The 26,629-nt window shown below is 44.6% G+C and carries 23 protein-coding genes and 1 riboswitch; of the genes, 11 read left to right on the top strand and 12 right to left on the bottom strand.

The genetic code is table 11. The annotated features are described in order from the left end of the window. Positions 1-156: 156 nt before the first annotated feature. From H532_RS0108490 to H532_RS0108445, 9 genes are all read right to left on the bottom strand, one after another. Entirely contained in the window at positions 157-348 is a 192-nt protein-coding gene (locus H532_RS0108490) for a hypothetical protein (protein ID WP_027725131.1), read from the bottom strand. A 111-nt stretch (positions 349-459) separates the two neighbouring features. Next, positions 460-1,713 (bottom strand): DHH family phosphoesterase, encoded by a 1,254-nt coding sequence (locus H532_RS0108485; RefSeq protein ID WP_027725130.1) that lies wholly within the window; start codon positions 1,711-1,713, stop codon positions 460-462. A gap of 447 nt (positions 1,714-2,160) precedes the next feature. Continuing rightward, positions 2,161-5,289, bottom strand: a complete 3,129-nt coding sequence (locus H532_RS0108475; protein ID WP_027725129.1) for an alpha-mannosidase — start codon at positions 5,287-5,289, stop codon at positions 2,161-2,163. 116 nt (positions 5,290-5,405) lie between these two features. After that, on the bottom strand, positions 5,406-6,449 hold the full coding sequence (locus H532_RS0108470; RefSeq protein WP_038111885.1) for a threonine aldolase family protein: 1,044 nt from the start codon (positions 6,447-6,449) through the stop codon (positions 5,406-5,408). A 17-nt stretch (positions 6,450-6,466) separates the two neighbouring features. Continuing rightward, positions 6,467-8,296, bottom strand: coding sequence for an ABC transporter ATP-binding protein (locus H532_RS0108465; RefSeq protein WP_027725127.1), 1,830 nt, complete (start codon positions 8,294-8,296; stop codon positions 6,467-6,469). After that, positions 8,293-10,020 (bottom strand): ABC transporter ATP-binding protein, encoded by a 1,728-nt coding sequence (locus H532_RS0108460; RefSeq protein ID WP_425426251.1) that lies wholly within the window; start codon positions 10,018-10,020, stop codon positions 8,293-8,295. The genes H532_RS0108465 and H532_RS0108460 overlap by 4 nt, the downstream gene beginning before the upstream one ends. 262 nt (positions 10,021-10,282) lie before the next feature. Beyond that, the gene (locus H532_RS0108455; protein WP_027725125.1) at positions 10,283-11,752 is read right to left on the bottom strand and encodes a pilus assembly PilX N-terminal domain-containing protein; all 1,470 of its coding nucleotides are present in this window, start codon (positions 11,750-11,752) and stop codon (positions 10,283-10,285) included. Positions 11,753-11,760: 8 nt separating this feature from the next. Then, complete coding sequence (locus H532_RS0108450; RefSeq protein WP_162142921.1) at positions 11,761-12,189, bottom strand: PilW family protein; 429 nt, start codon at positions 12,187-12,189, stop codon at positions 11,761-11,763. Positions 12,190-12,200: 11 nt separating this feature from the next. Beyond that, positions 12,201-12,614 carry a type IV pilus modification PilV family protein gene (locus tag H532_RS0108445; protein ID WP_162142920.1) on the bottom strand — a complete coding sequence of 138 codons (414 nt, stop codon included), beginning with the start codon at positions 12,612-12,614 and terminating at the stop codon, positions 12,201-12,203. Between the two features lie 274 nt (positions 12,615-12,888). Between H532_RS0108445 and H532_RS0108440 the strand changes: the two genes are divergently transcribed. From H532_RS0108440 to H532_RS0108385, 11 genes are all read left to right on the top strand, one after another. Continuing rightward, complete coding sequence (locus H532_RS0108440; RefSeq protein WP_027725122.1) at positions 12,889-14,559, top strand: GspE/PulE family protein; 1,671 nt, start codon at positions 12,889-12,891, stop codon at positions 14,557-14,559. After that, positions 14,556-15,602, top strand: a complete 1,047-nt coding sequence (locus H532_RS0108435) for a type IV pilus twitching motility protein PilT (protein WP_027725121.1) — start codon at positions 14,556-14,558, stop codon at positions 15,600-15,602. Before H532_RS0108440 ends, H532_RS0108435 begins: the two co-directional genes overlap by 4 nt. Position 15,603: 1 nt before the next feature. Continuing rightward, positions 15,604-16,812, top strand: a complete 1,209-nt coding sequence (locus H532_RS0108430; RefSeq protein ID WP_027725120.1) for a type II secretion system F family protein — start codon at positions 15,604-15,606, stop codon at positions 16,810-16,812. Positions 16,813-16,849: 37 nt separating this feature from the next. After that, positions 16,850-17,269 (top strand): prepilin-type N-terminal cleavage/methylation domain-containing protein, encoded by a 420-nt coding sequence (locus H532_RS0108425; protein WP_027725119.1) that lies wholly within the window; start codon positions 16,850-16,852, stop codon positions 17,267-17,269. 18 nt (positions 17,270-17,287) lie between these two features. Beyond that, complete coding sequence (locus tag H532_RS0108420) at positions 17,288-18,037, top strand: prepilin peptidase (protein ID WP_027725118.1); 750 nt, start codon at positions 17,288-17,290, stop codon at positions 18,035-18,037. Positions 18,038-18,052: 15 nt separating this feature from the next. Then, the gene (gene pilM / locus H532_RS0108415) at positions 18,053-19,003 is read left to right on the top strand and encodes a type IV pilus biogenesis protein PilM (protein WP_027725117.1); all 951 of its coding nucleotides are present in this window, start codon (positions 18,053-18,055) and stop codon (positions 19,001-19,003) included. Then, positions 19,003-19,548, top strand: a complete 546-nt coding sequence (locus H532_RS0108410; RefSeq protein WP_027725116.1) for a PilN domain-containing protein — start codon at positions 19,003-19,005, stop codon at positions 19,546-19,548. Before pilM ends, H532_RS0108410 begins: the two co-directional genes overlap by 1 nt. Beyond that, entirely contained in the window at positions 19,545-20,069 is a 525-nt protein-coding gene (locus H532_RS0108405) for a hypothetical protein (RefSeq protein ID WP_027725115.1), read from the top strand. The genes H532_RS0108410 and H532_RS0108405 overlap by 4 nt, the downstream gene beginning before the upstream one ends. A 301-nt stretch (positions 20,070-20,370) precedes the next feature. Further along, positions 20,371-20,481, top strand: a riboswitch (SAM riboswitch). An 83-nt stretch (positions 20,482-20,564) separates the two neighbouring features. Continuing rightward, positions 20,565-21,593, top strand: coding sequence for a methionine ABC transporter ATP-binding protein (locus H532_RS0108395; RefSeq protein ID WP_027725114.1), 1,029 nt, complete (start codon positions 20,565-20,567; stop codon positions 21,591-21,593). Further along, positions 21,594-22,256, top strand: a complete 663-nt coding sequence (locus tag H532_RS0108390; RefSeq protein WP_027725113.1) for a methionine ABC transporter permease — start codon at positions 21,594-21,596, stop codon at positions 22,254-22,256. A 28-nt stretch (positions 22,257-22,284) separates the two neighbouring features. After that, complete coding sequence (locus tag H532_RS0108385) at positions 22,285-23,124, top strand: MetQ/NlpA family ABC transporter substrate-binding protein (RefSeq protein ID WP_027725112.1); 840 nt, start codon at positions 22,285-22,287, stop codon at positions 23,122-23,124. Between the two features lie 77 nt (positions 23,125-23,201). Here the strand turns inward: H532_RS0108385 and H532_RS0108380 are convergent, their stop codons facing one another. From H532_RS0108380 to H532_RS0108370, 3 genes are read right to left on the bottom strand one after another with little or no spacing between them, the layout of a single operon-like run. Further along, a complete protein-coding gene (locus H532_RS0108380) occupies positions 23,202-24,347 on the bottom strand; it encodes an ABC transporter permease (RefSeq protein WP_027725111.1) in 1,146 nt (381 codons plus the stop codon). Position 24,348: 1 nt separating this feature from the next. Then, positions 24,349-25,470, bottom strand: a complete 1,122-nt coding sequence (locus H532_RS0108375) for an ABC transporter permease (RefSeq protein WP_027725110.1) — start codon at positions 25,468-25,470, stop codon at positions 24,349-24,351. 50 nt (positions 25,471-25,520) lie between these two features. Continuing rightward, positions 25,521-26,465 (bottom strand): ABC transporter ATP-binding protein, encoded by a 945-nt coding sequence (locus H532_RS0108370; RefSeq protein ID WP_027725109.1) that lies wholly within the window; start codon positions 26,463-26,465, stop codon positions 25,521-25,523. Between the last annotated feature and the right edge of the window lie 164 nt (positions 26,466-26,629).

Genomic DNA, 26,629 nt, shown 5'->3' with positions numbered 1-26,629 from the left:
CTCTTCCAGCTGAAAATTGAGCATAAATGCGGTTTTTGCTCATTTTCTGGTCGGTTCTACCTTCAATTTGCGCATACGCTCCAGTTTTTTACATTATTATGTTTTCTTTGACTTTAAAAAAAGTTCGGGCATAGTTCCCGAACTTTTCCGATTTTATTACTGGCTTGCGGCTTGATCAATCCGCTCTTGGGATGCTTTGGAACAACGCTTACAGACTTTCAACTCCTTGCCGTCCGATGTATGTTGCGTATAAAGCAACTTTATGCCTGTTGCATGGCACACAGGGCATGTCCCTCGGCCACGGTTAGGCAGTCGGCGCAAATATTTTCCCCGATTCGCTTTTCCCATGTCCATCTCCCCCTTAATACATGGTATTAGCGTACGGAGAAAACATGCTTCGGAAAACAATTGCCCTTCTGAATTTAAAAAGTGCACTTAGCAAGAAAATTTGGTATCCAGTTATTCGGATTCAGCAACCTCATCGAGAATGGCGTCCATGATTTTATCAAAGTTTTCCTCCAATGTGTCCCTGCTGATGGGCAGACATGCCGCAAGTTGCCGTAAATAGTCTTCATCATATCGCAACCAAGACATGTAATTTCTTTTGACAAACCGTTCGGCGTCTTCAAAGGTCGGAAATGTTTTATCCAGCCGTTTGCCTTCATGGAGCACTTCGAAATGCCCCTCTTCCGTCGGTAAGATCGATGAAACATGCCCTTTGCGGTTTTGGTAATACGTGCCAAAAGGCGAACCCTTCACATTGATTTTATTTTGCTCTGGATCAGGCTTGAGCGGCTGAAGCGGGAAGACATTCGCCACAAAAAGCCGGAATGTCTCATCCGTCAAATCACATCCAGAAGCCTTTGGATGCCCGCCACCGCCGAAACGGGCGGCAAATTCCGCCACATTGATATGATCGTGAATCGTTCGAAAGCCGATTTTCTTTGATCCGGCATTGACGAGTACAATCATGTCCAGATGGGGATTCAGTTTGTTTAATTCATTTCCTAACTCTGATAAATATTGCTCGGCATGAACGATGCCCACACAATAGTTTTCAATAAATGTTTGAACGATTTGCCGGTTTTTCGAACGAATATAACGGTCGATTTTCTGATCCTCTATGTCAAGAAGCGTGTTTTCCATGTCCGTCAGAGAAAAAGCATCCGGATTCTCTTTTAGCCGCGAAAGCATTTCCTCTTCGAATTCCGTTCGATCCATAATATAAAACAGATCATTTAGCCTTTTGGCTTCGAGCGTATTGTTTTCATCCCACTCCCACGTATCATATTGGCGCACGAGTTCGATAAACTCTTCCAGCGCTTTATGGGGTTGCATCAATTTCTTGTCAACAAGGTAATCATAAAAAAGGGACGTCGCACACGTTTTTTTTCCGTCCTCATCTTCAGGTTTCACAAGACCCCACTCATAGTCATTAAAATGCAAGGCGGTTACATGGTGGTCAATGACCGCTACGGGATGTCCTTCGTTGTATCTTTGCGCAAGCTTTTTTTCCACCGACTCATTGACGGCGAGATCAGTGATATAGAGGGATGTATTCTTCTCCTCCGGGTCGTCTAAGAAAGCGTCGACCTTCTGATTTAAGTTTCTGTATGAACAATAGGATACGCTGGCCTCTTCCCCAAAGGCCATTTTTGCCACAACCCCGCAGCCAAGCCCGTCCAAATCAATATCCGTAAACAACTTAATCATAACCAAACGCCTTCACCATCCGAATAAAAATTATGACACTTTAATTATTGGGATAGAAAAACCTATCCTATACCTTCATCATGAATTTCAACCAATACGGTGTCGATTTCCATGGGCAGTTTTTTTATCGGAAATCAAAAAAAGCATATTATTTCACGCACCAACGGCCGGCAATTTGATACGCAATCCAAAATTGCATATTATTTTCCCGCCCGAGACCCTCATAACTGATAAGCAATCTTTAAATTCGGAAAAATATTGGCGATTTTTAAACCGAAAATCAAAAAAGCGTTACATTTCGAGCCGCATTTGCCGCCAAAATGTAACGCAATTTTTCTAACTTGACTACAACGCCATTATAAGACGCAAGCTTGGTCGCGCGCTTCCACTAATGGTGGGTTACTCCTTCGCGAAGTTGTAGCGAACTCCCAACGGATTTCCCGCCTTTTAACGCACCAAATCGATGATAAACGTTTTAATTTCATAAGGTTTGATCATAAAAGTGAGCGTTGGGGAGGCCGTTTTTTCACCTGTCGGCCGTTCCAATAAGTCGCATTCCTGCCAGGATTGTATCCGGTAATCACTGGTGATTTCAACGGGGCCGCGGCGGCCAGTGGATTCATGCAGCCGTAAAATGACCTTATCCTCATCTTCAGCTTTTTTCACCGCATCAATCACGACATGGTCTGCGGAAAGGCTAAACAGTGACCTCGGGGCGTAATCCATTGCGCCTTCAAAGAACTTAAGCGGCTGGTTGAGATCCCATGCCTCCTGAATTGTTTGTCCGTTGACCCAATCGCCTTCATGCGGAAGAAGCGCATACGTAAAGCGGTGCAATCCTTGGTCCTGGGCGTAGTCTGGATAAGTAGCGCATTTAATCAATGTCAAGCGCATGATGTTGTCTTTAATATCATAACCGTATTTGCCGTCGTTGAGCAGGCTGACACCATAACCTGTTTCCGAAAGATCCGCCCATTGGTGGCCAACGGTCTCAAAACGCGCGTAATCCCAACTCGTGTTCCAATGTGTCGGCCGCTTGACATTGCCGAACTGAATATCATAAGTCGCCTCCGTCGCCCGAATCGCCACTGGAAATGCCACTTTTAACAACTGATGGTGTTCATGCCAATCAACCTCGGTTTCAAAATCAATGCGGGGACTATTCGCATACAACACCATATTTTGTTTAATTCGTGAATGCTGATAATTCCACGTCATCTGGATGACCGCTCTTAAGGCATTCACTTCAACGACTTCAATGTTTTGAATGTCCGTCACTTCAGTCATTTTTTCTTGGTAAAAAAGGTCTATATCCCAAGCATCAAAGCGCAGCGGCTTGTCTTCAAACACTTGGAGGACATTGCCGCGTTCGTTTTCTGCAAGCACTTCCCGACCAGCACGGCGGTCATACAACCGAATGAGCTGCCCTTTATCATTCCATTCGAGAAAATAAAATGGGGTTTCCGCTGTAAATTCGGTGGTTGTAAACGGCTCTTTTTTCTTGGGGGATGGACCATCCGGATGGAAGTGAATCACAGAAAACCCCATGGCCGGCACACGGTTGACCTTAATTAGCCAATGGTTATCGGACAAGGCACTGTCTAGAACTTCCCCAGCCTCATCCGTCCAAGTGCCGCGATTCAAGCCGGCTGCAGCAGAAATCCGGACAAGCGCCGTTCGCTGCCACGAAGCGTCATTGACAACCGTAAATGACCGCGGGGATTCTGCTTGAACAAGCGCCTTAATCGCCCGTTCTCTGGCTTTATTAACTAGCCGTTCAGCCCCGCGATATTCTTCTCGGCTGTCCTCGTAAACTTCATGGATGGATGAACCCGGCAAGATGTCGTGAAACTGATTGCGCAAAAGAATTTTCCAACCTTCATTGAGCGTTTGTGCCGGATAGGCCGCCCAAGTACTCGATAAAGCAGCGACCACATTTAAAAATTCCGTTTCCCGATAAAGCAGTTCGAGTTTGCGATTCGTTCTTTTATTATAGGCTTGACTCGTGTAAGTGCCGCGATGATATTCCAAATAAAGCTCTCCGTCCCATGTGTGGACATAGCGGTCGGTTTCCTTAATGTCTTGGTGCAGCTTTTCAAAATATTGATCGGCGCGATCCGTCACGACTTTAGGTATGCCTGGCAGGCGATCCAGTCTTCTACGCATCTCCAACATCTCGCGAGTCACCCCGCCGCCGCCGTCTCCATAGCCATAAGAAATCAATAAATCCTTGGTTAACGCCTTGTCTTTAAAAGCTTTCCAAACACCTTGTACGGTTTCTGCCGTGATATGTGCATTGTAGTCGGCACCCCACCCTTTTCTTCCGGGATAGGGGGTGGCAATGAAATACGTTAAAATTTCCGTGCCATCAATGCCGCGCCATTTAAAGACATCATGAGGCATGCGGTTGTACTGATTCCAGCTGATTTTGGTTGTCGCAAACGTTTTTATTCCGGATTTTTTTAAGATTTGCGGCAATGCCCAGCTGTAGCCAAACACGTCAGGCAGCCAGAGATATGTACATTCTGTGCCGAACTCATTTTTAAAAAAGCGCGTGCCATGTAAGAGCTGGCGCACAAGGGATTCCCCCGACGGTAAATTGCAGTCCGGCTCAAGCCACATACCACCCGCTGCTTCCCAGCGGCCTTCTTTGACTCTTGCTTTTATCTGTTCATAGATTTCGGGATAGTCTCTTTTAATATAATCATAGAGCTGGGGCTGACCTTGTTGGAAAATGTATTCTGGATAACGCTCCATCAGACGTAGGACAGTTGAAAACGACCGCGCCGCTTTTTCACGAGTATGCTTTAATCGCCAAAGCCAAGCGACATCGATATGAGTATGGCCAACCGCATGAACCGTAACGGGATGACGTTTCTCGATCTTTTCCAGTTCTTTATTTAATGTGTCGCGAGCGCGTTCGATAGATTGATAAAATTCGGCTGACCCTGGAAGGCGCCAATCGATTAAATTAAAAGCCCGGTTAAGCGCCCCGAGCAGATCTTCCCGCACGGGGTGATGGTCATCTAACATCTCCACCACCTGAATGATGGCTTTACCAGTAAAATATAGATCATCAGCTGCTTCATCCAGGTAAGCCACTTGGGCGGTTTTTATTTTATGTTCTTGAATGACAGGCACGCCGCCCCCTTCGAGCCCTGACCAGATCCGGAAGACAAGCTTGACCGTTTTTCCGGCAACATGATCAGGGAAAAACACTTCCTGATGATTTGCGTCCACGCCTTGATAAGGTTTTCCGTCTAAATATAATAAAGACTCAAAACCAGCATTAGTGCCGCCATCCGTTTTCCCGAAATCAAACAAACCGATGACGGTTTTGTTTTGCCATTCGATAGGAATCTGGACTTCAGCCGCAAGCCAGGCATAAAGGTCGCGGCCTTCCCAGCGGTCACCGATCCGAATGACAGACCCATACCCGTCTTCTGGTGGCCGTGCGCCGACTGCCCCCTCTTCATCAAGCTGAAAGCGAAAACTGGAAATATCGCGTGCCTCACGATAGCGATAAGGCCCTAATGCTTTAATTCTTGCCGCAAGTTTCTGCTCAGTCCAAAACATCACCGACAACTCCTTTCCATTTTAATGACTCATGACCCCCAATAAAGTGTCTATCTCAAGATCCCCATTATTTGATGACTCATGCCTCCAATAATGCGCCACTCTCAAAATCCTCACTAAATATGGGTGGCATTTATCGCCGACCGCAGATCATCCACCAACTGATGAATATCCCTATCTTCAGTATTAAAGGACGCCATCAGTCGGACTTCCGAACGTGCCTCGGACCATAGGGATATTAGATATTTTTCTTGGAGCTTGGTGACAATCGGCGGCGGGATAATGGCAAATACCGCATTCGCCTCCACCTTTTGCGTGATTTGCACGGCTGGGATTTTTTCTAGCTCATCCGCAAGTAATTTCGCCATTCGGTTAGCATGGCAAGCATTGCGATACCAGAGGCGATCTGTCAATAAGGCTTCAAACTGCGCGGCGATGAAGCGCATTTTCGATGCCAATTGCAAGCTTTGCTTGTGAATAAACGGAAAATCCTGGCCGAGCGCCTTATTCAGAAAAATGACCGCTTCACCGACCATTAAGCCATTTTTGGTACCACCGAACGAAAGAACATCGACGCCGACATCAGTCGTGATTTCCCTAAACTCGACACCCAAGGAGGCGGCGGCATTGGCAAGACGCGAGCCGTCCATGTAAAGGTAAAGCCCGTTGGCATGGGCGAAATCGGCCAATGCTTGAATTTCTTCCGGCCGATAAACCGTCCCATATTCCGTCACCTGAGAAATGGAGATGACTTTTGGCTGGCTGTGATGGGCATTGCCGATGTCATGAAGAAAACCCTGAACTTGGTCAACGGTGATTTTTCCGTCCGCTGATGGAACGGTGAGGAGCTTACAGCCAATGACGTTTTCGGCCGCCCCGCATTCGTCGCTGTGAATATGCGCGGTTTCTGCGCAAATCACGGCATGATATGACTGTGTCACAGCCTTTAGACCGGTGATATTGGCCCCTGTCCCATTAAAGACGAAATACACCTCGCAATCATCGCCGAAATGCTCTTGAAACAACCGCTTGGCTCTTTCCGAATAAACATCGCCGCCGTAGGCGATGGCATCTCCAACATTGGCGCGCTCAATCGCTTTTAATACTTCCGGGTGAATGCCCGCATGATTGTCACTGGCAAAACTTCTAATGTAAACCATTCCACATCACTCCTTTTTTAGGCTAGCGCCTCTTTGAACTGACTCGTGTAGAGGTCATAATAGGCCCCTTTTTTCTCTAAAAGTTCGGCATGAGAACCCTGTTCGATAATTTTTCCGTCACTAATGACGAGGATTTGATCGGCGCGTTGAATGGTATTCAGCCTGTGGGCAATGACAAAACTCGTCCGTCCGGCCATCAAGCGCTCCAAGGCTTCTTGGATTTTGATTTCTGTGACCGTATCGATGTTGCTCGTTGCTTCATCGAGAATTAAAATCGATGGACGGGCTAAGATGGCCCGAGCAATAGCGAGCAACTGCCGCTGGCCTTGGCTAATGCCGCCGCCATCTTGAGTCAGCACTGTGTGAAACTGATTGGGAAGATTCATAATAAAAGAATACGCATTGGCGAGTTTTGCAGCTTCTACCACTTCCTCATCCGTCGCATCCAAACGGCCGTAGCGAATGTTTTCCATGACCGTTCCCTGAAATAAATACGAATCCTGAAGGACAAAGCCCATCTTTTTCCGCAAGCTTGCCCGTTTTACCGTTGAGATGTCAATGCCATCAACGAGAATCGCCCCATGGTCGACATTGTAAAATCGGGATAATAAATTAATGATCGTCGTTTTTCCGGCACCGGTCGGACCGACGAGGGCAACGGTTTCGCCGGGTGCCGCTTTAAAGCTGACATTTTTGATTGTTTTCGAAGCTTCTTCGTATGAAAAAGACACATGGCGAAATTCCACTTCGCCTTTAATTTCTTCGGGTAACTCGTGCGCCTCTTTTTCATCAGCCGTTTCGATCTCTTCATCTAAAATCTCAAAGACGCGCTCAGCCCCTGCAACTGCCGATAACAACGTGTTAAATTGGTTCGACAGATCATTAAGCGGCCGCGTAAACTGGCGGGTGTATTCCGCAAAAGTGACGATAATCCCAATCGAAACCATGCCATGAAGCGCGAGGAGGCCGCCAACCGCCGCAACGAGCGTAAAACCTAAATTATTCAACCCATTCATCAGCTTGGGGATGAATCCGGAGACACATTGCGCCCAAAAACCGGCATCGCGCAGCCGTTTGCTTTTTTCCGTAAAGGTTTCGATGGCCCGTTCCTCTTGGGAAAACATTTTGACAACGCGCTGTCCCGATACGATTTCCTCAATATAGCCATTGAGATCCCCTAAACACCTTTGTTGTTCTTTAAAATATCGCCCGGTGCGATTGGTGATCCATTTCATGCCCATAAACATCAGCGGCACAATCAATAACGTCACAATCGTCATGATCGGACTGAGCCAAATCATCACACAGATCGTACCCGTTAACATGATGACACTTGAGAAAATCTGAATGACGGAATCATTTAAAGTCGAACTCACATTGTCGATATCGTTTGTTACCCTGCTCATCAATTCGCCGTATTGACGCTTATCAAAAAACGGCAGAGCAAGCTTTTGCAAGTGGCTGAAAGTTTGGATCCGCATTTTATAAACGGTCTTCTGGGCGATGCCGATCATGAGAATGTTTTGCGACCACTGAAAGGCGGCATACAAAAAATAGACGATGGCAAGTTCAATTAAAACGCGAGCGAAGCCGGCAAATTTTCCAGCAACGATAAAGCGATCGACGGCCCGCCCGATTAAAAACGGCCCGAGTAGACCTAAAACGGAACTCGCGATCACCATCAGCACTACGATGAAAAGCAGCTGTTTACTTTCGGCTAAATACTTCCAAATGCGTCTAATCGTATCAAATTTCGGCTTTGGCGCCTTTTTCCTCGTTTCCACAGATGCCTTAGCAGGTGCAGTCAGCCGTTTATGTTGAAAGGGTTCTTTGATTGCCTTGATCATGACGCCACACCCTTTCCTAACTGAGATTCATAGATTTTTTGATAGAGCGGGGTAGCCTTAAGAAGCTCGCCATGCGTCCCTTCGGCCAAGAGCGCCCCATCGTCAATTAACAAAATGCGGTCCGCTTCCATCGCCGTCGTCACTTTTTGCGTAATGATAAAAGTGGTGCACTGATAGTTTTTGAGAGCGGAAAGCAGTTTTGCCTCCGTCTTTAAATCAAGGGCGCTTGTACTGTCATCTAACAACAATATTTTCGGCCGGCGGACGAGGGCACGGGCTATGGATAGACGCTGCTTTTGTCCCCCAGACAAATTGACGCCCTTTTGCCCTAGGATGGTGTCAAACCCGTCAGGCAAATGGATAATCGTCTCGTGGATTTGCGCATTTTTAGCGGCTTCGATAATTTCTTCAAAAGTGGCGTCGGGGTTTCCCCAAGCAATGTTATCTCTTACGGACCCTGTAAAAAGCAAAGCTTCCTGCGGCGCGTATCCGATCTGCCTGCGGATTTCCGCGAAAGTTAGATGCCGGACGTCTGTATCATCCAAAAATACACCGCCTTCGGTCACATCATATAACCTCGGTATGAGTTGAAATAAAGACGATTTCCCGGAACCCGTCGCCCCCATGACAGCGACCGTCTCACCGGGGTTAACAGTAAAAGAGACGTTTTTCAGCATCAGTTTTTCTGTTCCCGGATAACGGAACGAAACATTTTCAAATGACACCTTGCCTTTAAAATTTGGAATGGAGGCAATGGTTGTCTCCGCTTCTTTAAGATCAATTTCGGCCGCAAGCACCTTGGAAATCCGTCCGGCTGAAGCCATCGCTCGGGAGACGGCCATGATAATCCAAGATAACGGGGAGAAAGCAGCGGTAATCCGAGTCGCATAGTTGATGATCGCGACAACTTCCCCGACTTTGACCGTTCCAGCTTGGATTTGCCCATGACCGAACCATAATATGCCGATAATACTAAGGTTCATAACGAGTGTCAGCACCGGCATGGTCGTCTCCATCAAACGAAGCGTTGAAACCGTTCGTTTTTTCAAGTCGTCCGCTGCTTCTTCAAACCGCCTGTTTTCGTAATCGGATCGGAGAAGAGCTTTGATCAGGCGAATCGCTTGTAAATTTTCTCTCATCACACGGTTGACGAAATCAAGTTTTTCCTGAACCTTCCGGAACATGCGGCCGCCTTTATTCATCGCCCAGATTAAAAAAGCGATCAGAAAGGGGATGACTACGGCAATAAACAACCCTAATTTCACATCAACAAGTAGGGCCATGACGGTTCCGATGACAACAGTTAATGGTGCGCGCAACATGATGCGCAAACTCGTAAACACGGTGTTTTGAATTTGCGTAATATCGTTGGTCATTCTCGTAATCAACGAAGATGTTGGAAACTGATTAAAGTTGGCAAAGGAAAAGGACTGGATTTTTTTAAAAACGGCGACCCTTAACGAATAACCAAAGGTCTGACTTGTATGCGCCGCATAAAAAGATCCGATGATGCTGCCGATGAATGATACGAGGGAGATCCCGAGCATCACCGACCCCCAAAGTAAAATTTGACCGAGATCTTTTTTCAAAATCCCTGTATCAATCACTTTGGCAATAAGGAGCGGCTGCATGAGCTCGACCATCAATTCGATCAGCATAAAACATAAGGCGATGGCCGCCGTCCAACGGAGCGGTTTTAAGTATTTAAAAACAAGCATCAACATAACCTCCGGTGAATCCCTAAGATGTAACAGAAAAGTCCGACAAATGAGTGCACGTTTAAGGGTAAATGATGTTATAAAGATTATACACTAATTTCGATATCCGAAATAAATAAGTTGATTGGTTTTCTTTCAAATAAAGAAAACTTGGCTCCACCTTTGCCTAAAAGACTTGGCGGAGCCTTCGTTGCACTTCATGCTGGACTGAAAAAATTTTATACTTTCTTACCTGACAAAAAAAGCGCTCCTTTTATGAACGCGCTTATTATTGGTTCTTTATTTCTTTTATTGGACTAAACTCCCAATCTGTGCCGCTATCATTATTTTCCTGTAAATCGCCTCCGGGAAGATTCGGAAACTCATTTTTTCCGTGTATAACTGTCGCTCCTCCTGTAGCTTTAAATGTTTTGCAAAAAATGGTCCCTATGATCGTGCCCCCTCCGCTCATCTCAACATCAGCATAAGGGGCATATATCAATTGGGATATGGTCGAATTGCCACCACTAATTTTAAAGTTATCACCGAGCGTAATAATGGTGCCAATAAAACCAGAGCCACCACTCATGATGATATCGGTATTTTCGGCAAACAGGGTTCCAAAAATCTTTTGTGCACCATCTAGCTTAAGGGAAGCGCCCTTATAGTACACTTGAAGCTTATCGACCGATTTAGAATCATTAATCGTGCTACCGGCACCCATATTAAACTCATCTCTTATATAGATGGTTAATTTCCCTGTCCCTTTTAAGACTATATGGCCGTTCTTTATATCCAAATCATTTACTACAATACTTCGGTCAGAATTCCCTACATCAATATATAAGGTATAGTTACTTGATAGACTTATAGAATTAAAAGCCATATCACGATCTAATTGCAGCGTATAGTTATCGGCCCAATATTGTTCAATACTCAAATTCCCGTTTTTAATGACATAATTTCCATCTTGTATTTTAGTATCTTCGGCTAAATCATACGTGGGATAACTCGGAAATTCAGGGCGATTGAGAATGACGGTTTCCTGTAATGGTATAATTTTATTCGTTAAATTATACCAGTCTGGTACATCAATGGATGAGCTTCCCCCGTTTTCTCCGACATAAATGTCGCCGCTGATGCTAGCACCACCATCCAAAATGATGGACTTTGAACCAGATAAATTTGTTCCTGCATCCCCTTTTATACTGGCGCCACCACTTAAATCAATAGTTCCATTTGCGAATACGGTCATCGATTGTGGTAGATGAATTTGTTTGCTTTGATCGTTCCAAAAAATACGCACCGTTTGTTCAACTTTCCTATATGTATGTTCACCGATATACCCAGTCGATATCACTTTATATTCCCGCATGTTGTCATCGTCATTTTCATCGACTAAAACCATGTCTATCTTTGCCTTGGGTTTCTCACCGAATGATGGTTCAAAGTCCTTATAATCTTTGCCATTAAGAGTCATGACTTCCGATTCAATGGATTGAAAATAAGTTGTCTTATCTTTAACATCCTGATAGCGACTGACGATATGCTGAATTTCGTTTTTGGCATAGGTGAGGCCCGACTCGGCAATATAATAGACAGCCTGATATTGGCGCTCTTTAGCGTTAAACTTCGTGTTTGAAAGCGCCATTTGAGCACTGCTTAATCCAATGATCATCGCAATGGTAGCAATCAATAACACAATGACCAAAGCCGCCCCATTTTCATTTCGCAACATTTTTTTCAAACGGAAGCGCATGGGTATACTTACTCCCTTTCAATATAAATAGAAGTCATTAACGTTTCTTTTCCATTTCCTTTTGCGTTTTCCCCCGTAATCTTAATGGTGACTTTATTTTCACCAGGAGTAAATGTGACGTTCGAGAGGCCATTGACAATCGTCTGACCGTTTTTTTCTAAGCTATCATGTGCTGCATTAAACTGATAGACATCATTGTTATTGATAATCATGGTATGGTTGTCCGGAAAATCCACATGGTCGGCACTGCGAAGTGCTTTCGTTAAAACATTCATCGCTAATCGCATATTGGATTGATCTTGCACTTGATCAAGTTGCAGATTCCATTGTTTTTCCATAAGAAAATAGATGGAACTTGCCATTAGAAAAACCAAGGCTAGCAGACTAATAGCTGTCAGCACTTCGACGAGGGTAAACCCATTATTATTTTTTATCATCGAATCACCCGCTAACCTTTCCATATGACTAATCTTTCCATTTGTGCCATAGCTTTTTTCATGGATGGATCACTGTATACTCTTACTAATACATCGGTCATGGGCTCATCTTTTATTTGTATTTCCACGCGTATATAGTAATCTCTCTCAACTTTGTAATAACAAGTGTCCCGTTCGCAATGATCGTCTATAGAAAAACCGCCACTTTCCAACTGCTTTATACCATCATCAAGACTATACTGCGTGCTTAAGTTATAAATCTTTTCTATTTGAGTTTGTGCGGCATAGGTCGCATCTAATAGTGTCTTAGATTCCCCACTGGTGCTGGCGAAATTTAAGGTAACCATTATAAAAGGGATCACGATCATTGACAGAATCGTGATAGCTGTCAGTACTTCAACTAATGTTAGGCCTTTCTGGTTCAATATAAGACCCTTCGGCGATTTTTCCCTTCCATTCACGATTACCGGCAACCTTTCACTAGAAATTATTCAGAAAAAAATTATAGCAGTTTTTAATAGATCGATTATAATAGACATAAAGACCTATAAATATGACATTTTTTACTTGCAAAAAACATTTTTCCTAAAACATGAATAACTTATCTGTAAAAATATTATATAATTTATCAATACTAAAAGAAAAGTGACGAATGGTAGGCATTTATTAAGTGAGACTTTAAGTAAGGAGGGGATGAACATGGTTCTAACCTCTAAAAAACGCCTCGGCGATATATTAGTTGAATCGGGTCTATTGACACCTGAAGATATTCTGAAAACATTGGAAACCAAACAAGCGGATCAAAAACTCGGTGATGCCCTAATCCAGAACGGTTTGATTACCGAAACCCAACTGATTGAAGCACTCGAGGCTCAACTAGGTGTCCCACATGTCAATTTATATAAGTTTCCGATTGACCGAAGCTTAGTGACGGTGCTTTCAGAAGAAGAAGCCAAACAAAAGGAAATTATCCCTATAAAAAAAGAAAGCAACCGGTTGACAGTTGCCATGGCCGACCCGCTTGACCTATTTACAATCGAAGAATTACGGATGATGACCGGATTTGAAATCGAACCCGTCATTGCGACGAAAGAAGAAATTCGCAGAACCATCAGTAAGGTTTATGAATCGGACAGCACGTTGAACGAACTAATGAGTCAAGTCGCTAAAGACAATAAAGACACCGGCGAAACCGTCGACAATGATTCACCCATCGCCAAACTCGCAAACCGCATTCTCTTCAACGCCATTGATCAACGAGCCAGTGACATCCACATTGACCCTCATGAAAACCGGGTGACGGTTCGCTATCGCATTGACGGCGACTTAAAAACCGACCGTGAACTGCCAAAAGATATGCAGAACATGCTCACAGCCAGAATTAAAATCATGTCCAATTTAAATATTACCGAAAACCGCCTGCCCCAAGACGGGCGGGTGAAGCTGACGGTTGAGGGACACCCGATTGATTTACGCGTCTCGACAATACCGACGGTTCATGGTGAAAAAATTGTTTTGCGGGTGTTGGATTTGCAAAACACGGTTCATGACCCGCAAAAAATTGGGCTGACACCAGAAAACTTAAAGACGTTTATCCGTTTTATTGAAAAACCAAATGGTATCGTTTTGATCACCGGTCCGACGGGTTCCGGAAAAACATCAACCTTATATTCCGCTTTAAACCATTTGAATAAAGAGGAAGTCAACATCATCACGATTGAAGACCCTGTGGAAATTCATTTGGACGGCATCAATCAAATCCAAGTCAATCCGAAAATTGGTTTGACGTTTGCCAGCGGATTGCGCTCTATACTGCGCCAAGATCCGAACATCATTATGATCGGTGAGATTCGCGATACGGAAACAGCAGATATTGCGATAAGGGCCTCCTTAACCGGCCACTTAGTCTTGAGCACTATTCACACAAATGATTCCGTCAGTACAATCACCCGATTACTCGACATGAAAGTGGAACCGTTTTTAATTGCCACATCATTAACCGGGGTGATTGCGCAGCGGCTCATTCGCACGGTTTGCCGCGATTGTTCGGAATACGAAGCCGCAACCGATCGCGAAAAAGAAATTTTTGCCGCGCGCGGGCTCACATTGGACAAGGTGAAACGGGGAAAAGGATGCCGCAGTTGCAATATGACCGGCTACCGCGGCCGCATAGCCATTCACGAAATGCTTTCGGTAGATTCGGAAATCAGAAGGCTCATTATGGATCATGAACATGCGAATCGAATCCGAGACTATTTGACGCAAAAGAAGATGAAGTACCTCATCGATGATGGTTTTTTAAAAGTTTTAAATGGGATGACGACGACCGAAGAAGTTATTCGTGTCGTCACAGGAGCTGAAACATTATGACGGCAAAAGAACGCATAGACGCTCTGTTAATCAATGCTTTTCACAGTCGTGCTTCTGACTTGCACTTAACAGTAGGGGCTCGGCCTACTTTGCGCATTAACGGGACATTGAGGCGCCTAGACCATCCGACCCTCGCTCCAAATGATACGGAAGAAATAGCCATGGCAATCATTCCGGACAATCTTAGACAGGCATTTTCGGATAAAGGGGAAATTGATTTTTCCTATAGCATTCAAGGCGTCTCGCGTTTTCGTGTGAATATTTACCGCCAGCGCTCATGTTGTGCTTTAGCTTTCCGAATCGTCCCGACCGAAGTGCCGAGCCTTGAGGAATTGGGAATGCCGGAAATTCTAAAAAAAATTGCAGAACGGCCTCAGGGTTTAGTTCTGGTTACTGGCCCGACCGGAAGCGGGAAATCGACAACGCTCGCAGCAATGATTAATTATATGAATGAGACGATGAACCGTCATATCATTACGCTCGAAGACCCAATCGAATATTTGCATAAACACCGCGGATGTTTGATTGATCAGCGAGAGGTAGGGCTGGATACGAAAAGTTTTTCCGGTGCGCTGCGGGCGGCGATGAGGCAAGACCCTGACGTCATCCTCGTCGGCGAGATGCGTGATCTTGAAACGATCGCAACGGCCATCACAGCAGCAGAAACCGGCCATTTGGTGCTCGCGACATTACATACTTCAACGGCCCCATCGACCATTGACCGAATTATTGATGTCTTTCCGGCCGCTCAACAATCCCAAATCCGCATCCAATTGGCTTCAGAACTTGCGGCCATTATTTCACAGCGCCTATTCCCGACCGCAGACGGTAACGGCAGAGTCGCCGCGCTGGAAATTTTAGTGAACAACCCGGCAATCGCCAACCTCATCCGAAGCGAGAAAATTCATCAAATCATGAGCATCATGCAGACGAGCCGTGCGCAAGGCATGTGCACACTGGAAATGAGTATTAATCAATTGCTTCAAGAACGCAAAATTACCGCGAAATCCGCGCAATCTTACCTAAGAAGGGGAAGTGCCTGATATGCCGAACTACCGCTATCAAGGCCGCGACCGCTTCGGAAAGATCAAACGCGGGAAGGCATCCGGCGCTACGCCGAGAGATGTCACGATGGCTTTAAGGGAAAAAGGCATTGCCGTCATCAACCTGACTGAGGTCAAGGAAACCTTATGGAACCGCGAGCTCACGTTAGAGCGAAGCGTAAAATCACAAGATTTCGTGGTGTACTTAAGACAATTCTCAACATTATTAAATGCGGGTGTTCCCGTTGTTGATGCGACGAGTTTACTCGCAGAACAAACTGAAAGCCCTGCTTTGAAAAAAGCATTATTTGGCATTGAAACGGAACTTCGGGCGGGTCATCCCTTTTCCGAAAGTGCTGCTAAATACCCTAAAATTTTTCCACTCCTATTTGTCAACATGCTAAAAGCCGGGGAATTAAGCGGGAATTTGGAAACGTCACTCGAAAGGCTTGCGGATTACTATGAAAAGCAGCATGCCACGACTCAAAAAATAAAATCGGCACTCGTTTATCCCATTTCCGTTTCAATTATTGCCGTCGCCGTAATCATTTTTATGCTTACCTTCGTCATCCCACGCTTTCAGGCGATGTTTGCTAGTTTTAATACCCAATTACCGTTGATAACCCGGATGGTTCTCGGGACGAGCCGATGGATGACAACTTTTTGGTGGCTTATTATGATCATCATTTGCGCCCTGGTGATTTCAATGTATATTCTCAGCAGACAGTCACGCATCCATTATCAAATCGATCGTATCAAGCTTAAGATGCCGATCTTCGGGCCACTCTTGCAGAAAGCTGCAATAGCCCGATTCAGTCGCACATTAAGTTCCTTACTTGCCAGTTCTGTTCCCATTTTACAGGCCGTGGATATGGTCGGAAAAGTTGTCGGCAATAAAGTCATTGAAAAAAAACTGATTGAAACAAGGGTGGCTGTGGAAAGTGGCGAATCAATCGCAAGTTCAATGAAAAACAGTGTGGTGATTCCTCCTTTGGTCACCCAAATGATGGCCATCGGCGAACAGACCGGTGCACTGGACTCGATGTTGGCAAAAGTGGCTGATTTTTATGAAAGCGAAGTGGAGCATACGACTGACCGCCTCAAATCTTTAATCGAGCCGGTCATGATCCTCATTCTTGCCGGCATCGTCGGCTTCATCGTCCTTTCTGTCTTTCTGCCGATGTTCAAACTCTATAACCAACTTGGTTAATACAAAATAAAAAATTTCATTTAGGGGGAGAGATTTTATGTTAAAACGTTGGATGAAAAACCAAAAAGGCTTTACACTTGTCGAACTACTCGCTGTTATCGTTATCTTGGGGATCATCGCGGCCATTGCCATCCCGGCTATCGGGCATATTATAAACAAAACTGATGACAAAGCTAAGGTCTCTGAAGCGGTCCAAATTATTGATGCCGCCAAACTGTATGTGGCTTCGGAAGGGATTGATTCAAATACAGAGCTTGGCAACGACAAACTTGGGGATTATTTAGATAATGTTGATGATACAAATTACACAGTTCATGTAACTTTCGACGGCGGTCACGCCTCTTATAGTATTAGCGGTCATGATGCAGTTGGCATCGTTAACAAAGGTGATCCTGTTTCCGAAAAAGACCTGCTTGAGTATCTTGGTAAAAAATCCAGTAATCAAACTAGCAATTAGTCATAGGTATCAGTAATTATGACCGCCTTCACAATTTATGCTTTTATTCTCGGCGCCGTACTGGGTTCATTTTTCAACGTAGTCGGTTTAAGGGTTCCGAAAGGGGAGTCGATCATCTCCCCGCCATCTCATTGCCCGAACTGTGGTCGGCGGCTTACGGCCGGGGATCTCATCCCGGTCGTTTCCTACTTTTTTTTACGCGGGAAATGCCGTTCATGCCAGAGCAAAATCTCTTTCATCTATCCGTTTATTGAACTTTTGACCGCTGGGTTATTTGCGTTTGCCTATATGTATAGTGGATTAAATGAGACGTTGATCGTGATATGGGCATTGATTTCCCTACTCATGATCATTTTCGTGACCGATATCCGCTATCGGATTATACCTGATAAACTTTTAATCTTTTTTGCGCTGCTTTTTCTTGTCATCCGGCTGTTTATCCCATTCCGCCCATGGCTGGATAGCCTTCTCGGAGCCGGCATCGGTTTTGGCACCCTGCTGTTGATTGCCGTTATCAGCCGCGGAAACATGGGCGGTGGCGATATTAAACTATTCGCCGTTCTCGGATTTGTTTTAGGAGTAAAGGGGGTATTATTGGCCTTCTTTTTCTCATGCCTTTATGGCTCTGTTATCGGCACTTCCGCCCTTTTAGTAGGGAAAATTAAACGCGGCCAGCCAATCCCCTTCGGACCGTATATTGTTTTTGGCACTTTGACGAGTTATTTTTACGGAGAGACACTTTGGCATTGGTATTTACAACTTTTTTAAGGCAGGTAAAAGGCGATGGGATTTACGCGAAGGCGTCAACCAATCAGTTTAGACATTCAAGACGATTTGATCACCTATGTAGATGTGAAGGATCCGGATCTTCATGCCATCCATGCCTTTGGATCATGCGAACTGCCAGACGGTATTATTGACAAAGGGAAAATCCTTGATAAAGACGCATTAGCCAACATCCTAAGAAATAGTGTGCGGCAATGGAAGATTAAACATCGTGAAGTCCGGTTTCACGTGCCGGATCCTTTCGTTTTTCTTCGCAAGGTGGAACTTCCCGAGTCTGTCAGCTTTGAGGAGATTAAAGGCTACTTATATATGGAAGTCGGCATCAGCATTCCCGTCCCCTTTGAAGACCCGGTATTTGATTACGTTCCCATTTCAGAAAGCGCGGGAGAGAAAAAAGAAATCCTGCTCTTCGTCTCACCAAAACCTTTACTGACTGATTACGCGGAGGTGCTACAAAGCGCCGGATTAAAACCAGTTTGCGCCGATATTACTCCCTTATCTGTCTACCGATTATTGTATGCTTTAGGAATGACAGAGCCAAATGACCATATTATGTGCATTCAATTGCATCAAAACAACGCCATGGTCAGTCTTTTTCACGACCATCAACCCATTTTCACGAGACAGTTAGCATTTCAATATTTTATACATGAAAACGGAGCCGATATCAGCAAGACGACACAGCTTCAGTTAGAAGAAACATTTACAGAACTCGACCGCATTATAAGCTTTTATACGTATTCGCTACATCAAGGGGATGTTCAAATCTCAATGATTATTATTATCGGGGATCACCCATTCCTTAGTGACTTTGAACAGGAATTAGAAAATTTGACGAATGTACCGGTTAAAAATTTAAAGCGGTACAAGTTTCGTGCATCATCAGGCGAACCGATCCCCCACGAATTTTTACTGCCAATTGGGCTGGCGTTAAAAGGAGTAAAATGATGCTGGTCAATATCAATTTGTTGCCGGAAAAGGAAAAAGACAATAAAGCGTTTATAATCTTTTTTTCAATCACAACCGGGCTTGCCGTTCTTGTCCTAGCCTTAGTTGTTGGACTGTACATCTATCAAAAACAGCAATTGACAGATATTGAAGGACAACTCGGGATAACGAAACAAACGAGAATCAAACTTCAGCAGCAAGCGGAGGCATTGACACGGCAGTCGGAGGCATCACTGCACTACCAACAAGCAGCCGACTATGTTGACAGTTTGCCGACCTTTACAACGGCGCGCATGGACCGACTGACACATCTATTGCCCCAAAACACATCGATCATTGCGTTGGATTATGAGGATAATGGAAATATTACCATTGATGTGCGTTTTCAAACTCTTAATCAAGTTTCGGATTATCTTGATCGACTAGTCCAAGCGCCGGATATTTCGCAAGCCCAGTTGATAAACATCACAACGGAGGCATCGCAACGCGTTGCCGTGTTCTCGGTTCAGTTTAAGGTGACAGAAAAAGGAGGGACATCACCGTGAGAAAAGCCATCAATCTTAAAATGGTCATTGGCACAGCCGTCCCTCTTATGCTTATGATTGCTAGCATTCTTTTTTATGTTAAAGCCGTACAACCTATAAAAAACGAGACCACTTTAATGGCGAACGAACTGAAAACGGAAAAGCAGCTTGTGAAAATCTACCAACTAGAAAAGAACGAAGCAGCAAAATCTAAAGAGCAGGGAAACGTTGAAAAAAATCTGCCGCGCAACTCCGACCTTACAGCTTTTTTAAATGATTTGAATGGCATCGAAAAGACTTCGGGTATATACATCTCTGATCTGACATTCGGACATCCCGAACCCGAAAAGGCAAAAAGCGGATTAGAAAAAATCAATATGAAATTAAACGCACAATCGACCACCATGAAAGCGATGACAGATTTTCTTAAGCGTTTGGAGAAATCACCGCACACCCTTATCATCCACCTCTTATCAATTGACGAACAAAACGATGCCGTCAGTGCTAATTGTTCCCTTGCGCTTTACTACTATAAGGAATAAAACACCCTCCAAAACTCGTTTAAGGTGGGTGTTTTTTTCTCAAACTACTTGTGCCTCTCGTTTTTTGTGAAATTCCGCCTGCCCCCTTTCCTCCTTTTTAAGCACACACCAGATTTTGCAGCCTTTCGAAACTTTAAATCTCACTAAAAACCCTCCATGCCAGATTTTACTCAAAAAAATTTTTTCTTGTCACGGTGCCGATGTAAGCGCTGCCACACCTTTCGATGAAAATTTTATATATTGACATGTCTTTCTGCGCGTTTTATGATAAATATCGTTAACTGACAATCTAATAAAAAAGATCTTATCAAGAGTGACCGAGGGACCAGGCCCTATGACGTCCGGCAACCTTCCCTTATTCGGGAAAAGGTGCTCCGTCCTGCAGAATGATTTTCATTCTGAAAGATAAGGTTCTCATAGATGAAACCTCTTTCGAATGGAAAGAGGTTTTTTGTTTAGGATAAAAGGTAAGTAGGTGCGATGGGGGGCTCTTCGTTGATTATTTTTCAAGATGTCCGTAAAGTTTACGGAAAAGATAAAACCAAAAAGGTCGAGGCGCTTAAAGGCATTAACCTCGAAGTCAAAAAAGGCGAGATTTTTGGGGTCATCGGCTTCAGTGGCGCTGGGAAAAGCACGCTCATTCGTTGCGTGAACTTGCTGGAACGCCCGACATCCGGAAAAGTGCTCGTTAATGGTATTGATTTACAAAGTCTGCCGAAACGAAAACTGCGCGAGGAGCGCAAGAAAATCGGCATGATTTTTCAACAATTTAACCTTTTACATGCCAAGACGGTGTTCGCTAACGTTGCGATGCCACTCGTACTTCAAGGCAAACCGAAAGACGAGATTAAGAAAAAAGTGATGGAGCTGCTTCGCTTCGTCGGATTGGAAGACAAAGCCCATCAATACCCCGAGCAACTATCCGGCGGTCAAAAGCAACGCGTCGGCATTGCCCGTGCGCTAGCGACCGACCCGCATATTCTTTTGTGTGACGAGGCGACATCGGCACTTGATCCGGATACGACGCGGTCGATTTTACGGCTTTTAAAACGGGTGCGCGACGAACTCGGCATTACGATTCTCATGATCACGCATGAAATGAATGTCATCCGCGACATCTGCGACAAAGTGGCCGTTATCGACGGCGGGGTCATCGTCGAACAGGGTTCGGTTTTGGACGTCTTTACCGACCCACAGACACCGATCGCCAAAAACTTTGTCCGCACCGTGTTGAATGACGAATTGCCGGACTCCGTGAAACGTTTGATTGCCGAAAAACGCGATGATCAGGAACATCATATTTACCGGTTACTGTTTAAAGGGGATGCCACGAACGACCCGCTCTTATCCACCGTGGCGAAAAAATTCCCGATTGACCTCAGCGTCTACAACGGGATGGTCACCGAAATCCAAGGCAGCCCCTTCGGTAACTTGATTGTCGGATTTAACGGACCAAAGGAGACGGTTGACGAAGCCATCCGTTATATCCAATCACAAAACGTCACCGTCAAGGAGGTGGAATAAATGGGAACGGATTGGACTTGGCTCGGACCCGAAATCATCGATTCTATCAAAGAAACCCTTTATATGGTAAGTGTTTCGTTTCTTTTTGCCGTTCTCATCGGCATACCGCTCGGTGTGATTCTCGTTATTACAAGAGAAAACGGGATTTTGCCTAACCGTATTATTTTTTCGATCTTGAATATCGTCATTAACATCTTTCGTTCTATTCCTTTTATTATTCTGATTGTCGCTATTATTCCTTTTACACGACTCATTGTCGGAACCGCCATCGGGACGACAGCGGCGATCGTTCCATTAGTCATTTTTACGGCGCCATACATTGGGCGGCTCGTCGAAAACTCGCTCCTTGAAGTTGACCAGGGCGTCATTGAATTGGCCCAAGCCATGGGAGCCACGACTTGGCAAATCATTTGGAAATTCCTTTTGCCGGAAGCTCTCGGATCCATTATTTTGGCGTTAACGATTGCCTTTATCGGCCTCGTCGGGGCTTCCGCCATGGCCGGTGCAGTTGGTGCCGGCGGCCTCGGGGATTTGGCCATCACCTACGGGTATCAGCAATTCAAACCTCTCGTCATGCTGATCACCGTTGTCCTTTTAGTCGTATTCGTACAGCTCATTCAATCCTTAGGTAATGTCCTGGCGAAGAAAATTCGCCGTCATTAAATAAAAAACACCATTGGAGGTTACTCAATTGAAAAAACTATTTGTTATCATCCTATCTCTTTTCACTTTAATTGCCGCCACCGCCTGCGGAAACAATAGCGACAATAAAAGCGCAAGCGGTGACAAAGTCGTCAAAGTCGGGATTTCTCCGGCTGAACTGCCGACTTGGAATCTCATCAAAAAACTCGCCAAAAAAGACGGCATTGACATTGAAATTGTGAAATTCAGCGATTACGTTCAACCAAACTTGGCGCTCAATAACGGTGACCTTGATTTGAACGCCTTCCAAACGATCATTTATTTTGATGCCTTTAAGAAACAACATCATCTAGACTTAACCGCGATTGGCACAACTGCAATTTGGCCGATGGGGATTTACTCCAAAAAAGTTAAAGACATTAAAGATATTAAAAACGGCGATCAAATCATCATACCGAATGACGCAACGAACGAAGCCCGGGCGCTTGCCTTGCTGGCTAAAGCGGGTTTGTTGACATTGTCGGATGATTTCAATGGCACGCAAGGCGTTGAAGCGATTAAAGATAACCCGAAACACTTAAAAATTACACCGGTTGAAGCCGGGCAAACACCGCGTGGTCTTGACGATGCCGCCGCTAGCATTATCAACTGTGATATGGCGATTAATGCCGGTCTGAACCCGACAAAAGACCCAATCTTCCGCGAGGACGCAAACAGCAAAGCGTATATCAACATCATCGCCGCCCAAACGAAAGATAAAGACAACAAAACCTATAAGAAAATCGTCGACATCTTCCATTCCAAAGAAGTCCAAGACTTCATTAAGAAACAATACAAAGGTGCGGCTGTGCCGGTCGTCATGCCGATTGATGAAGCCACGAAGTATTAAAACAAATACGGTTGACTCACTGGTGGGATATTCCCCCTATGAGTCAACCTTTTTCTTGCGTATCGCAAGACTTTCGTTTACACAAAATTCCTGACATCGTTTTGCCTAGCGATTTTATAGACGGCGATGAGGAAAAAGACTGCAGCGAAGGCAATAAGGATGAGATAGTTCACATATAAATGGGAGAAGGCTTCCCCTTGTTGAAGTTTCGTGATCGTATCAAGCAGCCAGCGCTGTGGCGTGAAATCAGCGATTTTTTGCAACACTTCCGGCATGATGTCAGCGGGAAAGAAACAACCAGAAATTAAACACGTCGGTACAACCACCAGGTTTTCGAAAGCCCCCGCCGCTGCTGAACTGTCAGCGAGGGCAACGATGGCAAGCGACAAGCCGATGGCGATCAATGCGAACAAAGTGAGGACGCCGAACATTTCCCAAAACGGAAAACCAATATTAATATGGAAGATTTTCGTCATCACCGTTAATGTCACCAATATTTGAATGACCATGATGATCAAGTTGGATAGGATATTGGATAAGACATACGCTTTGGCGGTAACTGGCGCCGAAAGAATTCGGAAATACGTCCGCCTTTCTTTTTCCTTTGTCATCATATTAGATAAATTAACGGCAGCAAACAACATAAACATGACAAGATAACCAATCGTCTGATACGTCATGTTTTGATATTTCGATGTATCTTGTAAAGATACACTATGAACCTTAAATGTGGATCGTTGATAGTCTTCGTATAGTTGATGAAATTTATCCTGATTATTTCCTGCCAATCGGCCGAAAGCGGCGATATCGCCAATATAATTGTTCAAATAGGATTTAATATAGCTCGTTACCGCTTCCCCTTTAATGGAAATAATCCGTACAGGGTCGGGATTCCCACTCATGGCGCTTTGGGAAAATCCGCGGTCAATGATCACCACACAATCCAGTTTTCCACCTGCGACGCGGTCATTCACTTCGGCATTCTTGATCTCACTGACTTTGACATGCTCTTGACTTTTAATGAAAGATACCACATCACGTGAGATTTCTCCTGAATCATTATTCACAATGCCGACGCGCAGTTCCGTTCTGTCCGAACTCCCGTACATAAGGAAAGAAAGAATCACGCCGACGATGGGTAGACCTACGATAATGAGAAAGCTGAACTTCTTTTTCAATAGGATTTTGAATACATTTTTGACGAGCCAGAAAATATCCTTCAACTTAGAGCCCCTCCCGTCTGCGCATGGATATTACTGATATCAATAAGAATAAGACTGCTATACCGAGGTTCCACATCATTGTATGAACCGCCGGGGTCATGTCGTTGAGATAAATGACCTTGTTGATGGCATTGTTTGCCCAGTAAAGCGGAGAAAGTCGCGTAAATATACCGCCAAAGCTATCCACATCATCGATGGGAAAATAACTGCCGCCGAAAAAGGCCGCGACTTGAACAAAAACCATCGTTATCGCGTTCACGGTGTTATCCGTTTTGATCATGTAGCTGATTCCAACCCCTAGGCTGACGGCTAAAATGACTTCTGAAAGTAAGACTAAGAAGACTACCGCCAGATGATCTCCCCAACTCGCTTTAAAAACCCATTTACTAACTAGAACAATGATCAACATACAGAGGACATTGGTCAGAATTCCCCCTAAAACCTTACCCGAGAGAATCTCCATTTTTGAAATCGGTGCAGCCGAAAGCCGAATATCGGTTTTTCGCTGGCGCTCCCCTCTAATCAGATAGACCGCCGACATCATCCCAAAAAAAGCAGCCAGATTGGTCATCGCCACGGCATAGTAATCCATGGCATGCGGCTCTTTATAAGAATTTATCGATGTTTCTTGAACATAGTTATTTTGCCCGCTGTCGGCTAACACATCTTGAACTTTGCCGGGATCGGTTTTTGCGACTGTGGTAGCAAGATTCACTTTATCCGCAAAGGTTTTTAACATGCCCTTCAAAAGACTGCCCTTAATAGCGTTGGCATTGTTCTCGTACAATTGGATCCCTTGGTCTGTAACCTCAACCAAACCAACATATTTATTTTCTTTAACGGCCTTTTTTGCGTCTATTTCGTCATTTGTTCGAGTAAACTGCACCCCGTTTTTTTTCACTTCTTTAATGAACGATTGAAAAGCTTGCTCCACCTCCGTGTTCCCTTTGACAAGATATAAAACACGAAAATCTTCAATTTTAATCGATGAGTTGAAAGCATTTGATAATGCGAGCCCGAGAATGAGCATCAAACAAATCGGAAAAGCGAGTAAAAAGACCAATGTTCTTTTATTGCTCAATGATTGTTTGATTTCATTAGTGGCAATGCTTAATGTTTTCACGTCCTCGAAACCTCCTTCTATTTTTTAAATCTTGAAACGTTCCTGCCTGATTATTTGTCACGGAGATTCCTGCCCGTTAATGTCAAAAAGACGGTTTCTAAGTTCGGCGCTTTTTCTTCCAATGACCGAATTTCAATATTGTGATTGATGAAATAACGAATGATCTTGTTTAAGTTATTGACGTCAATCGCAGAATTAATCTTAATGACATTGTCTTCCCAATTGATTTGCACTTCTTGAACCCCGGCGATGTCTTTCAGCTCATCTGGGTCAACTTCACGACAAGACGTAACCCCGACCCAAACATCCTTCGTGTTTGTAATGATTGACTTCAACTGCGCTTTCGTTCCTTCGGCAATGATTTTTCCATGATCGATAATCGCAATCCGCGTACAAACCTCTTCCACTTCCTCCATGTAGTGGCTCGTGTATATAATGGTACAGCCCATTTCGTTCAACTTACGGACGGATTGCAAGATATAGTTCCGCGACTGCGGGTCAATGCCAACGGTTGGTTCATCGAGAATAATCAGCTTCGGGCGATGAGCGATCGCACAAGCGATGTTCAGCCTCCGCTTCATGCCACCGGAAAAATCTTTTGGATGACTTTTGGCTTTATCGCTGAGGCCGACAAATTCCAGAGCTTCCTCCACCCGCTCATTCAGTGCTTCCCCACGCAAACCATATAAACCCGCGAAAAATTTCACGTTTTCAAAAGCCGTCAATTCCTCATAAATGGCGATATCTTGAGGCACAATCCCGATATTTTTTTTAGCAAACTGATTGGATTTCGAAATGTCTTTTCCTAAAATTTTGATCTTGCCTTCGTTTAATCTTAATAGCCCGGCGATCATGTTTATAGATGTGCTTTTACCGGCTCCGTTCGGACCGAGAAATCCAAAGATTTCCCCCTCATCAACCGATAGCGTCACATTATCCACAGCGACAAAATCACCGAATTTTTTCGTGACATTTTGCATTTCCAAGACTTTCATTTTTTTCACCTCGGATTTATTGTATTGGTAAAAAAGGGCATTTTTTTCTCAAGACAACAAAAGCTTTACATTCCCAAAAGGCTTGGTAAAACCAAGCGCTCTTTGTAAGGAAATTATAAAACAGAAAGGTGAGCCTCCGGCAGTGCAGAAGTTCACCTTTCCAA

The organism is Tuberibacillus calidus DSM 17572, from assembly GCF_000430685.1.
Lineage (GTDB): Bacteria > Bacillota > Bacilli > Bacillales > Sporolactobacillaceae > Tuberibacillus > Tuberibacillus calidus.
Note: the sequence above shows the minus strand (reverse complement) of the source record. Positions and strands in the feature narration are given on the sequence as shown.